The sequence below is a fragment of the Roseovarius sp. genome, assembly GCF_048262375.1.
In the GTDB taxonomy this organism is placed as follows: Bacteria; Pseudomonadota; Alphaproteobacteria; order Rhodobacterales; family Rhodobacteraceae; genus Roseovarius.
Map to the genome: position 1 here is coordinate 12,401 of NZ_JBLXFE010000012.1, position 12,541 is coordinate 24,941.

Consider the following 12,541-nt stretch of genomic DNA (forward strand, 5'->3'; position numbering starts at 1 on the left):
TCAGATTGTCCGAAATGCATTGCAGATCGTCCGAGAACCCGGACGAAGTTCTAAGCTGCCTCGTGAGGCGCGAAGCCAGACTGCCGGAAGGCGGCGGGCGTTATGCCGATCTCTTTCTTGAAGACCCGGCTGAACGCGGATTCCGAGGCATAGCCCGAGACTTCGGCCGCTTCGGCGACCGAGAGCCCCCGCGCTGCGAGCGCCTCGCGCGCGATCTGCATCCGCCAGGAGGTCACATAGGCCATCGGTGTCACGCCCAGTCGATCCGAGAACCGCTCGGCAAAGCCCGTCCGCGACAGCCCCGCCTCGCGGGCGAGGCTCGCGACCGTCCAGTCGGCTGTCGGCGCGCGGTGAAAGGCGGTCAGTGCCCTTGCAAGATGGGGGTCGGCAAAACCGGCCACGCCACAGTCGGTCTCGTGCTCCGCCTCGATATGGGCGCGGATCGCCTGGGCGAAGATCGCCTCGGACATCTTCAGCGCGATCAGATCACCGCCAAGACGCGCGCCGCCGGCCTCGGCCCCGATGACCTTGAGCGTGGCTTCGAGCCAGGGGCCCGCCTCATCTCCGTAGCCGCGCAGGTGGATGAACGGGGGCAGGCGGTCGAACAGCAGGTGCCGGGACCCTTCGGCCAGCGCGAAGTGCCCGCAGATCAACTGGGTATCGCGCGGGCTCTCGTCGCCGCCCCAAACGAGTGTTCCGTGTCCCGGAAATCCGGACCGGGACAGCACGTCGTCCAGCGGCAGGGCCTCGTCGGGCCCGGTGTGACGGCAGCACAGGACATGGGCTGTCCCGTGCGGAATCACGATCAGGTCGCCCTGCGCCAGGTGCACGGGGACCGGCACCCCCGCGACACGCACCAGCGCCTCGCCCCGATGGGCAAAGTGGAAACGTGCCACGTCGCGGAAGGCGGGCACGCGGACGCCCCAAGGCTCCGTGAAGCTCGTGCGGAAGTAAAGCGTACCACGAAGCGAAAGGCGGGTGAGGATGTCACTGAGCAGGTCCAACATGGCCAAGAGTTTATCAGCAATTTCAGGCACGTCCAGCTCATAGGACGATCTCGCATGAATTCCGGACTTTCCGGCATTCAAACGCCGGATGATCTCGGGCAAATCGGTGACATTCAAACCACCAACCCGGAGACACTCCCATGAAGACCTTGACCCTTGCCATTGGATTCGCCCTCGCCACGACTGGCTTCGCCGCTCTGGCGGATGAGCCGATGAACGACCTCGAGATCGCCCACACCGCCTATACCGCCGGCGGCATCGACATCCGGTATGCGCATCTCGCGCTGGCGGTTTCCGAGAACGACGCGGTGCGCGACTTCGCCCAGACGATGATCCGCGACCATACGGCGGTGAACGAGGCGGCCGGCGCGCTGATCGTCGAACTGAAGGTGACGCCGCAGGACAACGCGCTTTCGCAGGCGCTTGTCGAGGGCGCGGCGGCCAAGCGCGCCGAATTGATGGCGCTGAACGGCAACGCCTTCGACTGTGCCTATGCGACGAACGAACTGGGCTATCACCAGATCGTCAACCAGACCGTCGCCGAAAGCTTCATCCCCGCCGTCACGGTGGAACCGCTGAAGGCGCTGCTCGAGGATGCGCTGGTGACCTTCCGCGCGCATGAGCAGCACGCGGAGAACATGGTCGCGGGGCTGACGTGCGCGGGCTGACGCCCCTGACCCGGCGCGGGTTCGGCCGGGGGCTGGGCGCGGCCCTGTCCCTGGCCGGGCTGCCGGGGCTTGCGCGGGCCCATGACGGCACGCACGAGGTCGAGGTGGGCATTGCCCGCTTCGCCTTTGATCCCGCGCAGGTCGAACTGCTGGTCGGGGACAGCATCACCTGGACCAACACCGACTTTGCCCCGCACACCGCCACGGCCGAGGACGGCGCCTGGGACACCGGCACGCTCGAGCGCGACGGCCGCGCACGCATCACCTTCGACGCGCCCGGCGACTATCCCTACTTCTGCGCCCATCATCCCCACATGAAAGGAACCGTCACCGTCCGGACCCGGTCCGGCGCATGACGCGCGCGGGCTGCCCTGTTCCAATCCCCTTCGGCCGGCCCGCACCATTCCCAGGAGAGCTTACCATGTCACCTGCCATCACCCTCGTCAGCCATGCACTTTGCCCCTACGTCCAGCGCATCGCCATCGCGCTGGACGAAAAGGGCGTGCCGCATGATCGCATCACCGTCGATCTGGCGAACAAGCCCGGCTGGTTCCTCGCGCTGTCGCCGCTCGGGCGGACGCCGATCCTGAAGGTCGGCCAGGCGGCGCTGTTCGAATCCGCCGCGATCCTGGAATTCCTTGAGGAGACGCAGCCCAACCCGCTCCACCCCGCCGACCCAGTCGAACGCGCGCGGCACCGCGCCTGGATCGGCTTCGGCTCGGAATGCCTGAACGACATCGCCGGTTTCTACACCGCCCCCGAGTCCGGGACGCTCGAGCGGAAGGCTGCGGCGCTCCACGCGCGGTTCCGGGTGATGGAGGGCCAGCTTGGCCCCGGCCCCTGGTTCGCCGACGACCATTTCAGCCTGGTCGATGCGGTCTTCGCGCCTGTATTCCGCTACTTCGACACCTTCGACCGGATCGGCGATTTCGGCGTCTTAGATGGTCTGACCTGGATGCAGGCCTGGCGTCGCGAACTTGCCGAGCGGCCGTCGGTGCGGACCGCAGTCGCGCCCGACCATGACGACAGGCTTGCCGACTTCCTGCGCCGGAAAGACAGCGCGCTGTCCCGGTTGATGGAGCACCCCCGCATCGCGCTGCGGCAAACAGCGTGACCGGCGTCGTCCCCGCCCTCCGCTTCGCGCGGCTGACCGAGGTGCCGCTGGCCGAACTGCTGGCGCACATGTCCGACCCGCGCCTGCGCGAACACATGCCGCTGCTGACGGGCGCCTGGGGCGAGGCCGAGGCGCGGGCCTTCGTGGCGGCCAAGGAGGCGGCCTGGGCGCGCGACGGTCTCGGCCACTGGGCCTTTCTGGCCGATGGCCGCTATGTCGGCTGGGGCGGGTTCCAGAAGGAAGGCGCGGAATGGGACTTCGGCCTCGTGCTGCGGCCGCGGGATTTCGGGCTTGGCCAGCGGATCACGCGGGCGGCGCTCGACTTCGCGCGGGCCGATCCGCGCATTCCCTTCGTCACCTTCCTCCTGCCGCCCTCGCGCCGCAACCTCGGTGCGCTGCACCGGATGGGAGCACAGTCTGCCGGTCGGCATTACCACTCCGGCGCGACATTCCTGAAATTCCGCCTCGACACCCCTTCGACGGACGACATGCCCAAAGGAGACAACCTGTGACGACCATCGACCATCTCAGCCTCGGCGTTCCCCACGTGCCTGCGGCGCGCGCCTTCTACAGCCGTGTTCTGGATGAACTCGGCATCCGCTGTCTGGCCGAGGGAGAGGGCTTCGCCGCCTTCGGCCGCGACCGCGTCGCCTTTCTGCTGCTGCGCCCCTTCGATGGCGGACCTGCCTCGGCGGGCAACGGCGCTCACGTCGCCTTCGCAGCGCCGGATCGCGAGGCGGTCGCAAGGGCCCATGCCGCGGGCCTCGACGCCGGGGCAATCGACGAGGGAGCTCCGGGTGTGCGTGCCGCCTATCCGATGCCCGGCGTCTTCGCCGCCTATCTGCGCGACCCCTGGGGCAACAAGATCGAACTGGTCCATGGCGGATTCGGCGCCTGATCGCGGCCCAGCCGAGATCGAGCGGCTGCGCACGCAAGTCGCCGCCTGCACGGCATGCGCGGACCTGCCCCTCGGGCCGCGTCCACTCGTCCAGATCGGCGACAGCGCGCGCATTCTGATCGCGGGCCAGGCACCGGGGCGGCGGACGCATCTGGCCAGGCGCCCATTCGATGACGCTTCAGGGGTGCGGCTGAGACATTGGCTCGGCCTCGACGCGGCCACCTTTCGGGATCCTGCGAAGGTTGCCATCCTGCCTATGGGGTTTTGCTATCCCGGAAACGGACGATCGGGCGACCTGCCTCCGCGCCCCGAATGCGCGCTCCGCTGGCGGCAGCCATTGCTCGACGCTCTTACTAATGTGCGCCTCACCGTGGTGATCGGACGCTATGCGCAAGCATGGCACCTGCCTGAAACCATGAAGCTGTCGCTTGGGAATGCGATGCGGGACTGGCGTGCGCGCTGGCCCGAGGTGATCCTGCTGCCCCACCCAAGCCCGCGCAACGCAGGTTGGTTCCGGCGCAATGCCTGGTTCGAAGTAGACGTGCTGCCCGTGCTCCAGACGCGCGTCGTAGAACTCATCGGTGATCCACCGACATGACAGGCGCGTGCGTCCGGTTGTAACGCAAGGGTCAAACGGGCCGTGCGCGACCAGGCGCGGGCGTGTGTCGACGGTGGCTGAGTCCCACGTGGCAGATCCCGGCGCAGTCACGAGCCTTCGAGCGTTTCCAGAACCGGGCATTCCGGGAAATCCTCTCCAGAGCATTGAGCCGCCGTCACTGAGAGCACTTTCTCTATCCGCCTGAGGTCTGCGATCTTCGCCCGCACGTCCGCAAGGTGGCGCTCCGTCCGCTCCTTGACCTCGGCGCAGGTCGGCGCTGCGCCGTCTTCGAGCCCCATCAGCCCGCGAATGTCCTCCATCGAGAACCCGAGTTCGCGGGCGCGCAGGATGAAGCGCAGGCGCGTGGCGTGCGCGGCGGAATAGATCCTGTAGCCAGCGTCGGTACGGGGCGGGTCGGGCAGCAGGCCGGTCTTCTCGTAATAACGGATTGTCTCGATGTTGCAGCCGGTCGCCTGGGCCAGTTCTCCGCGTGTGATTCCGCTCTCGCGCTTGTGATCGGTCATGGGCAAGTTTCCTCTTGAGCCTGTAGTTACTACAGACCCTACACCACTCCTCAACCACAGACGAGAGGTGCGCGACATGGCGCTGACAGACGACAGAACGGACAGCACGGGCGCGGATCGCCCCGCCCGAAAGGGCTGGCTCGCGGCGGGCGGTGTGCTGGGTGCCTTCCTCGCCTCGGCCTGCTGTGTCGGGCCTTTGGTGCTGCTGACCCTCGGCATTTCGGGGGCCTGGATCGGCAACCTCACAGCGCTGGAGCCCTACAAGCCGATCTTTGCCGTGATCGCGCTCGGCTTCATCGGGGCCGGCTTCCGGCAGGTGTATTTCCGCAAGCCGACCGTCTGCGAACCCGGCTCCTACTGCGCAAGGCCAGCCTCGGCGCGGATCACCAAGACCGCGCTCTGGGCCTCCCTGACCCTCGTTGTCGCAGCACTCACCATCGACTGGTGGGCCCCGCTTCTCTACTGACGCCGAAAGGACATCCACATGAAGAAGATCCTTGCACTCGCCTTGTTCGGCCTGACTGCCGTTGCGCCGATCACGGCAATCCCTGTTGCCGCGCAGACCGTCGCCGCCGAGCAGACCGTCACCTTCGCGGTGGACAACATGACCTGCGCGCTGTGTCCGGTCACCGTGAAGCGTGCGATGGAGGGCGTCGCGGGCGTGCGTGCCGTCGAGATCGACTTCGAGGCGCGCACCGCAACGGTCATCTTCGACACCACCGCGACCAGCGCCGACACCATCGCGACCGCGTCGGCCAATGCAGGCTATCCGGCTCGCGTTGCGAGCTAACGGGATGACCGAGGAGACCGACCGCAAGTTGATCGCGACAGGGATCGTCGGCACCGTCATCGCGGCGCTCTGCTGCTTCACGCCGGTGCTCGTCGTGCTTTTCGGCGCCGTGGGCCTGTCGGCCTGGCTGGGTTGGCTCGACTACGTTCTGCTCCCCGCTCTCGCATTTTTCGTGGCGCTGACCGTGTACGCGGTCAGGAGACGGCAGCGGCGCCAGACCACTCGAACGGATGGATGACTTGATGAAAGATGATTGCTGCGCGCCAAGGGGCGATTTCGACCTTGCCGTGATCGGCGCCGGATCGGCCGGGTTCTCGGCCGCGATCACCGCCGCCGAGGGAGGCCAGCGCGTCGCGCTGATCGGCCATGGCACCATCGGCGGGACCTGCGTGAACGTGGGCTGCGTGCCCTCCAAGACGATGATCCGGGCCGCGGAAGCCCTGCACGGTGCGCAGACAGCACATCGGTTCCCGGGCCTGAACGGCGAGGCGCAGGTCGCCGACTGGTCGGCGCTGATTGCGGCCAAGGACGATCTTGTCGCGACACTGCGCCAGAAGAAGTACGCCGATCTGCTGCCGGGCTACGGCGGTGTGACCTATCTCGACGAGGGTCCGGCGCGTCTCGTCCTCGGCGGGGTCGAGGTCGGCGGGCGCAGGATCACGGCTCCCAAGGTGATCGTCGCGACCGGTGGCCGACCCGCCGTGCCCGACATCCCTGGGATCCGGGACGTCCCAACGCTCGACAGCACGTCGCTGCTGGAGCGGGACCGGTTGCCCGAGAGCCTGATCTTTCTCGGCGGCGGCTATATCGGCGTGGAGCTGGCGCAGATGATGGCGCGGATGGGCACGCGGGTTGCCATCGTCTGCCGCTCGCGCCTGTTGCCGCGCTTCGAGCCGGAGGTGTCCGAAGCGCTCACCGAGGTCTTGCGCGCCGAGAGCGTCACGGTTCTTGACGGCGCAACCTATCACGCCGCGCGGCGCGACGGAGACCGTGCTGTGCTGACCGTGACGGTGAATGGCGCGGAGCGCGACCTGACGGCCGACGGCCTCGTCCTGACGACGGGACGCGCGCCCAACACCGAGGGGCTGGGCCTCGCGGAGATGGGCGTCGAGACCGACGCGCGCGGTGCGATCCGGGTTGGCGATGACATGCAGACTACGAAGGCCGGCATCTTCGCGGCGGGCGATATGACCGACCGCGACCAGTTCGTCTACATGGCCGCCTATGGCGCCAAGCTCGCGTCCCGCAACGCCGTTCTGGGCGGGGCGGAGCGCTATGACAACGCCGCAATGCCCTGGGTGGTGTTCACCGATCCGCAGGTCGCCGGCGTCGGTTTGACCGAACGCCAAGCGCGCGCGGCGGGTCATGACGTCAAGACCAGTGTGCTGACCCTCGACAACGTACCCCGCGCGCTCGCCGCCCGCGACACGCGCGGCCTGATCAAGCTCGTCGCGGACCGGGCGACCGACCGTCTCCTAGGCGGCGTGATCATGGCGCCGGAGGGAGCCGACAGTGTCCAGACGCTCGTGATGGCACTGAAGGTCGGCATGACGACGAAGGCGCTCGGCGAGACGATCTTTCCCTATCTGACCACGGTCGAGGGACTGAAACTCGCCGCACAGACTTTCGACAAGGATGTCGCGAAGCTGTCGTGTTGTGCGGGATGAAGCCGATTTCCGGTGTCGATTGCGACCGTGGACTTCGGCACTATTTCGTGAATGGACATTGGATGAACCCGGCAGTAATTCATTGAGAATGCGTAAATTCGCCTCACTCATTGCCGTAATGTTTCTTGTGGTGTTTGCCGCGAGCACAATCGTGCATGCGGTGAGCGCGAACGCGATGGCGTTGGATATGGCAATGGCGGACGGCGGCGCGATGTCGATGCCCGAGTGCCAGGGCTGCCCTGAGGGCGGCGACAGCGACACGACTGCAAGTTGCGACCTGATTTGCACGGCACCGGTTTTTGCCATGGTAAAAGGGACGGCTGCTGCGCAATTTACAATCGCCATTCCGATGCGGGAATGGCCTCTCGGCATGACGCTCCCGCGTGGGCTACAAGCGCCTCCAGACCCTTTCCCACCTCGAACCCTCATCTGATCAGACGGTTGGCAGGCGCCAAAAGGGCGCGCTGCTCACGGTCTGCCCGCGACCGATGCGCTGACTGGCGCATCGAGACGCGCAGTTCTCGCGCCAATGGCGCGCCTTTCGGCAAGATTCAGATGAGACAGACACATGAAATCGATATCCACACCGGCGCTGTCGCGTCGTGGCTTTCTGGCCGGTGGCGCCGCGGCCGGTGCAGCAGCTTCCCTGCGTCCCGCCTGGGCGGACACTCCGAAACCCTTCTCCCTGCGCGCCGCGCCGGGACGGGCGCGGCTTGTTCCCGAACCCTGGGGCGAGACTGACATCTGGTGCTATGGCGGCGCTGTTCCGGGCCCCGAGATCCGGGTGCGGCAGGGCGACCGGCTGCGCATCGCGGTCGAGAACGCGCTGGACGAGGACACAACCGTGCACTGGCACGGGCTGCGGGTGCCCAATGCCATGGACGGCGTACCGCATCTGACCCAGGCCCCGATCGCGCCGGGCGAGACCTTTACCTACGAGTTCGATGCCCTCGATGCCGGGACGTTCTGGTATCATCCGCACCAGCGCAGCTTCGAGCAGGTGGGCCGCGGGCTCTACGGCGCGCTGATCGTCGAGGAAGAGACCCCGCCGCGCGCAGACCGCGAACTGGTCTGGGTGCTCGACGACTGGCGACTGACGCAGGACGCCGCCATCGCGGCCGATTTCGGCGGGTTCCACGACATGAGCCATGCCGGGCGGCTCGGCAATACGGTGACGATCAACGGTCGCATCCCCGACGCCGTGCCGGTGCGGACAGGCGAGCGGATCCGGCTGCGCCTGATCAACGCCGCCAATGCCCGCATCTTCGCGCTGGATTTCGGCGATCTCGCGCCGCAGGTGATCGCGCTCGACGGCCAGCCGGTCACGCCGCATGCGCCACTAGACCCGCGTGGATGGGTGGTGATCGGCCCGGCGATGCGGGTCGATCTGATGCTCGACATGGCCGGAACGCCAGGCGAAACGGTGACGATCACCGACCGGTTCTTCTCGGACCAGAATTTCGGCGTGGTCGATCTGGCTTACGCCGAGACGCCACTGCGCGACTCGCCGCCCGACTGGGACATGGCGCTGGCCCCGAACCCGCTGCCCGAGCCCGACATCGCCCGCGCCCGCCGCCACGAGGTGACCTTCACCGGCGGCATGATGGGCGGGATGGTCGAGCGGCAGATGGGAATTGAAAGCCGGGAAAGCATGATGGGCGGCGGCATGATGGGCCGGATGCACGACGGCAGCATCTGGTTCGTCAATGGCGTGGCGGCCGAAGGGCATATCCTCGACCCGATGCTGACGCTGGAGCGCGATGCTTCTCACGTCATCGCCATGACCAACGCCACCGCGTTCCATCACCCGATCCACCTGCACGGCCATTCCTTCCGCGTGCTCAGCCGCAACGGGACGCCCACGGCGCATCGCGAATGGCAAGACACGGTGCTGATAGCCCCGCGCGAACGGGTCGAGATCGCCTTCGTCGCCGACAATCCCGGCGACTGGATGTTCCACTGCCACATCCTCGAGCACCAAGCCGGTGGCATGATGGGGGTGTTCCGTGTGGCATGACGAGGACGAGATAATGAACATGAACAATCCAGCTGCAAATCCGCTCGGACGGCGCCACGTGCTTGCCATGCTTGGCGGTGTGGCCGCCGCCGTGCTGTTGCCAGCGCTGCGGGCACGGGCCCAGGGCATTGTGGCCCCCGCACTGGCCTTCGACGGCGATGCGCTCGTCGTTGCGGGCGCGCAGCTGTGGCGGCACGACCTGTCAGGCGGCGCCTCCGCAACCTTGGCCACGCCACGCGCCCATATCCGCGCGCTCGCCTGTCACCCCGCGCGGACCGGGCGGCTGTTCGCGGCTTTGGACGGCGGCGGGCTCGACCGGTCCGACGATGGCGGCCGGACTTGGCGCGCTGCCTCGGGAGGACTGCCGCAGGCGCAGGTCGCCGCGCTCGCCATCGCGGCGGGCGCCCCGGACACGCTCTACGCCGCCGTTGCGGGCGACGGGCTGTGGCGCAGCGAGGACGCGGGCGAAAGCTGGAGCTTCGTGATGGACCGCCCCTGGATCGCCGAAGCCGAGCGCGAGGTGCTTACGCTCGCCTCTGTCAATCTCGCCTCAGGCATGGGCGGCATCTGGATCTACGCCGGCACCGAGCGCGGCCTGACCCGCGTGCCCGACTGCTTCTGCCGCTGGCAGGACGTGGTGGCGGGCGACGCAATGGATGCGCTGGTCGCGGGCACGCCGCCCGCGCCCGAGGCCCCGCTGCCCGAGGGCGATCCGGTACTGGCTCTCGCCTCGGCTATGGCTGCCCCGGAACGACTTGTCGCCGCGCTGCCCTCAGGCCTTTGGGCCTCCACCGATGGCGGGGTGACCTGGTCGCGGGTTTCGAACATTGCCGCATCCGTGCTTGCCATTCACCCGACGGACCCGAACAGGATCGCTGCCGCCACCGTGAACGGCGTGCTCCTTAGCCATGATCGCGGCACCGCCTGGGCCGCGCTCTCCACCACCTGAAAGGACCAAACATGAAACGTCTTGCTCTGACCACTTTCCTCGCCCTTGCCACCCCGGCCTTCGCCGCCGAGCCCGTCACCATCTGGCGCGATCCCGGCTGCGGTTGCTGCGACGCCTATGCCGAATACCTTCGGAACGAGGGCTTTGAGGTCACCGTGATCGACGATCGCAATTTCGACCGCCGGTCCGTCGAGATGGGCGTGCCCGAGCGCGGGATCGGCTGCCACCTTGCCATGATCGACGGCTATGTTGTCAGCGGTCTTGTCCCGTCCGAGATCATCGAACGCCTGCTTGAGGAACGCCCTGCCATCACGGGGATCACGTTGCCCGGCATGCCCGGCAATGCCCCTGGCATGGCTGCTGCCAAGACGGGCACCCTGCGCACCTATGCCTTCGGTCCGGAGGGCGTGGCGGTCTTTTCCGATGAATGACGGCGCGGGCCTGATGGCTGACACATTGGGGACCTCGCTTGCGATCCTCGCGATGACGCTCGGTCCCATTCTGGCCGTGGCAGCACTTTGCCTCGTGGTCCGGGCAATCCTGAAGCACATAAGGAGTTCGACATGAACGGAACTGTAGACGGCCCGGGAACGGGCTTTATGGGAGAGATGATGGGTGGCCCCATGACGGGCATGATGCTGGGTGGCGGGCTCGTCTTCTTGCTGCTGATTGCGGTGCTGATCCTCGCGGCGGCGGCCCTGATCAAATACTTGCGGAGTCCGGCATGAGGCGCGTTGGACTGTTGTCCGGGGGCATCCTCGCTCTGGTCGCGGGCTTGGCCGCCTGGGTCATGGCGGCCGAAGGGCAGAACATCCCTGAAGGGTTGACCTTTCTGGGTACGCCGGTGACGGCCGAACAGGTGGCCCTTGGGCGAGACCTTTATGGGGCCAATTGCGCCTCCTGCCACGGGGCGAACCTGGAAGGGCAGCCGGATTGGCGCAGGCGGAATGAAAATGGCCGGATGCCCGCGCCGCCGAACGATGCGAGCGGCCACACATGGCACCATGCCGACCGGCCCCTTTTCACAATCACGAAACTTGGGCTCGGCGCCGTCGTGCCAGGCTATGAAAGCGATATGCCCGCCTTCGAGGGCATCCTGTCCGATGCCGAAATAGTCGCAGTGCTTGCATACATCAAGAGCACCTGGCCCGAGCGCGAGCGCGGGTTTCAGGCCGAAGTGACAGTCAACGACGGGGACGGATCATGACAGTCGGTACGGAGCGGGGCGTGCGCCGGGTCTCGCCTCTAGCGTTGTTGCCCGTGATTGTCTTTGCCGGTCTCGGCGCCGCCTTCTACTGGGGGCTATTTAACAATGACGACCGGCTGCCCTCGACGCTGATCGGCCGGCCGGTGCCGGATTTCAACCTGCCGCCGATAGACGGCCGTGATGACGGCCTTGCCACCTCCGACCTCGCGGGCGGGGTGTCCATCGTCAATGTCTGGGCATCCTGGTGCGTGCCCTGCCGTGTGGAGATGCCCCTGTTGGTCGATCTGGCCGAAACCGGAACCGTCCCGATCTATGGCATCAACCACAGGGATCCACCCGAGGCCGCACTGGCCTTTCTGCGTGTACTCGGCGATCCCTACGCCCGTATCGGCGCCGACCGGAACGGGCGTATTTCCATCGACTGGGGCGTCTACGGCCTGCCGGAAACCTTCGTGATCGATGGCGATGGACGGATCGCCTACAAACATGTCGGGCCCTTCGATCGCCGCGCGCTGGACGAAGAGATCCTGCCCGTCGTGCGCAGGTTGCAGGCGGAGGACGGATCATGAGGCGGCGCGACCTGTTGGCCGGTGCGCTGGCCTTTGCTGCAACGCCCGCTGCCGCTCGACCCTTGATGCCGCTGCACGAGACCCCGCGCGAGATGCTCTCGCCGCCCTTCGTGGATGCCGACGGGCGCGACCTGACGCTGGCGGATTTCCGGGGCCGCGTGGTCCTGCTGAACATCTGGGCGACCTGGTGCGCGCCGTGCCGCGAGGAGATGCCGACGCTCGACCGTCTGCAGGCGCAGCTTGGTGGCGACGATTTCCACGTCCTGCCCCTGTCCATCGACCGTGCGGGGCTTGGGCCGGTGCAGCGCTTCTACGACGAAATCGGCATCCGACATCTGGGCCAGTACCTCGCCGAGGACATCCGCGCGATGCTCGCCTTCGCCGTCATCGGACTGCCCACGACCTTGCTGATCGACCGGCAGGGGCGCGAACGCGGCCGCCTGACGGGACCCGCCGAATGGGACAGCGCGGAGGCGATCGAACAATTCCAGACCATCATCGCTGAAAGGAACAGATGACCATGCCTGACACAT

At 67.0% G+C, this 12,541-nt stretch carries 21 protein-coding genes; 19 read left to right on the plus strand and 2 right to left on the minus strand.

Features of this window, described 5'->3' with window-relative positions:
* Positions 1–50: 50 nt before the first annotated feature.
* Positions 51–1,007, minus strand: coding sequence for an AraC family transcriptional regulator (locus tag ACN0SW_RS13445; RefSeq protein WP_417728539.1), 957 nt, complete (start codon positions 1,005–1,007; stop codon positions 51–53).
* A 140-nt stretch (positions 1,008–1,147) separates the two neighbouring features.
* Between ACN0SW_RS13445 and ACN0SW_RS13450 the strand changes: the two genes are divergently transcribed.
* From ACN0SW_RS13450 to ACN0SW_RS13475, 6 genes are all read left to right on the plus strand, one after another.
* The gene (locus tag ACN0SW_RS13450) at positions 1,148–1,675 is read left to right on the plus strand and encodes a DUF4142 domain-containing protein (protein ID WP_417728445.1); all 528 of its coding nucleotides are present in this window, start codon (positions 1,148–1,150) and stop codon (positions 1,673–1,675) included.
* Complete coding sequence (locus ACN0SW_RS13455) at positions 1,663–2,031, plus strand: cupredoxin domain-containing protein (protein ID WP_052465692.1); 369 nt, start codon at positions 1,663–1,665, stop codon at positions 2,029–2,031. The genes ACN0SW_RS13450 and ACN0SW_RS13455 overlap by 13 nt, the downstream gene beginning before the upstream one ends.
* A gap of 65 nt (positions 2,032–2,096) precedes the next feature.
* Positions 2,097–2,789 (plus strand): glutathione S-transferase family protein, encoded by a 693-nt coding sequence (locus tag ACN0SW_RS13460; RefSeq protein ID WP_040181286.1) that lies wholly within the window; start codon positions 2,097–2,099, stop codon positions 2,787–2,789.
* Entirely contained in the window at positions 2,786–3,301 is a 516-nt protein-coding gene (locus tag ACN0SW_RS13465; protein ID WP_417728446.1) for a GNAT family N-acetyltransferase, read from the plus strand. The genes ACN0SW_RS13460 and ACN0SW_RS13465 overlap by 4 nt, the downstream gene beginning before the upstream one ends.
* Entirely contained in the window at positions 3,298–3,687 is a 390-nt protein-coding gene (locus ACN0SW_RS13470; protein WP_040181290.1) for a VOC family protein, read from the plus strand. The genes ACN0SW_RS13465 and ACN0SW_RS13470 overlap by 4 nt, the downstream gene beginning before the upstream one ends.
* A complete protein-coding gene (locus ACN0SW_RS13475) occupies positions 3,668–4,285 on the plus strand; it encodes a uracil-DNA glycosylase family protein (protein WP_417728447.1) in 618 nt (205 codons plus the stop codon). The genes ACN0SW_RS13470 and ACN0SW_RS13475 overlap by 20 nt, the downstream gene beginning before the upstream one ends.
* 107 nt (positions 4,286–4,392) lie before the next feature.
* Here the strand turns inward: ACN0SW_RS13475 and ACN0SW_RS13480 are convergent, their stop codons facing one another.
* Complete coding sequence (locus ACN0SW_RS13480) at positions 4,393–4,809, minus strand: MerR family transcriptional regulator (RefSeq protein ID WP_417728448.1); 417 nt, start codon at positions 4,807–4,809, stop codon at positions 4,393–4,395.
* Between ACN0SW_RS13480 and ACN0SW_RS13485 the strand changes: the two genes are divergently transcribed.
* From ACN0SW_RS13485 to ACN0SW_RS13545, 13 genes are all read left to right on the plus strand, one after another.
* Entirely contained in the window at positions 4,808–5,275 is a 468-nt protein-coding gene (locus ACN0SW_RS13485; RefSeq protein ID WP_417728449.1) for a mercuric transporter MerT family protein, read from the plus strand. The genes ACN0SW_RS13480 and ACN0SW_RS13485 overlap by 2 nt on opposite strands.
* Before the next feature lie 18 nt (positions 5,276–5,293).
* Positions 5,294–5,599, plus strand: a complete 306-nt coding sequence (locus ACN0SW_RS13490; RefSeq protein WP_417728450.1) for a heavy-metal-associated domain-containing protein — start codon at positions 5,294–5,296, stop codon at positions 5,597–5,599.
* Between the two features lie 4 nt (positions 5,600–5,603).
* Complete coding sequence (merF, locus tag ACN0SW_RS13495; RefSeq protein WP_417728451.1) at positions 5,604–5,837, plus strand: mercury resistance system transport protein MerF; 234 nt, start codon at positions 5,604–5,606, stop codon at positions 5,835–5,837.
* A gap of 4 nt (positions 5,838–5,841) precedes the next feature.
* Positions 5,842–7,266 (plus strand): mercury(II) reductase, encoded by a 1,425-nt coding sequence (merA, locus tag ACN0SW_RS13500; protein ID WP_417728452.1) that lies wholly within the window; start codon positions 5,842–5,844, stop codon positions 7,264–7,266.
* A 58-nt stretch (positions 7,267–7,324) separates the two neighbouring features.
* Positions 7,325–7,699, plus strand: a complete 375-nt coding sequence (locus ACN0SW_RS13505; RefSeq protein WP_417728453.1) for a hypothetical protein — start codon at positions 7,325–7,327, stop codon at positions 7,697–7,699.
* 135 nt (positions 7,700–7,834) lie between these two features.
* Positions 7,835–9,283, plus strand: coding sequence for a multicopper oxidase family protein (locus ACN0SW_RS13510; protein WP_417728454.1), 1,449 nt, complete (start codon positions 7,835–7,837; stop codon positions 9,281–9,283).
* 13 nt (positions 9,284–9,296) lie between these two features.
* Positions 9,297–10,232: a WD40/YVTN/BNR-like repeat-containing protein gene (locus tag ACN0SW_RS13515; protein ID WP_417728455.1), complete on the plus strand. Its 936-nt coding sequence runs from the start codon at positions 9,297–9,299 to the stop codon at positions 10,230–10,232.
* 11 nt (positions 10,233–10,243) lie between these two features.
* Positions 10,244–10,663, plus strand: coding sequence for a DUF411 domain-containing protein (locus tag ACN0SW_RS13520; RefSeq protein WP_417728456.1), 420 nt, complete (start codon positions 10,244–10,246; stop codon positions 10,661–10,663).
* A gap of 13 nt (positions 10,664–10,676) precedes the next feature.
* The gene (locus tag ACN0SW_RS13525) at positions 10,677–10,799 is read left to right on the plus strand and encodes a hypothetical protein (protein WP_417728457.1); all 123 of its coding nucleotides are present in this window, start codon (positions 10,677–10,679) and stop codon (positions 10,797–10,799) included.
* Complete coding sequence (locus ACN0SW_RS13530) at positions 10,796–10,960, plus strand: hypothetical protein (RefSeq protein WP_417728458.1); 165 nt, start codon at positions 10,796–10,798, stop codon at positions 10,958–10,960. The genes ACN0SW_RS13525 and ACN0SW_RS13530 overlap by 4 nt, the downstream gene beginning before the upstream one ends.
* On the plus strand, positions 10,957–11,439 hold the full coding sequence (locus tag ACN0SW_RS13535) for a c-type cytochrome (protein ID WP_417728459.1): 483 nt from the start codon (positions 10,957–10,959) through the stop codon (positions 11,437–11,439). The genes ACN0SW_RS13530 and ACN0SW_RS13535 overlap by 4 nt, the downstream gene beginning before the upstream one ends.
* Positions 11,436–12,008: a DsbE family thiol:disulfide interchange protein gene (locus tag ACN0SW_RS13540; protein ID WP_417728460.1), complete on the plus strand. Its 573-nt coding sequence runs from the start codon at positions 11,436–11,438 to the stop codon at positions 12,006–12,008. The genes ACN0SW_RS13535 and ACN0SW_RS13540 overlap by 4 nt, the downstream gene beginning before the upstream one ends.
* A complete protein-coding gene (locus ACN0SW_RS13545; protein ID WP_417728461.1) occupies positions 12,005–12,526 on the plus strand; it encodes a TlpA family protein disulfide reductase in 522 nt (173 codons plus the stop codon). Before ACN0SW_RS13540 ends, ACN0SW_RS13545 begins: the two co-directional genes overlap by 4 nt.
* The last annotated feature ends 15 nt before the right edge of the window (positions 12,527–12,541 follow it).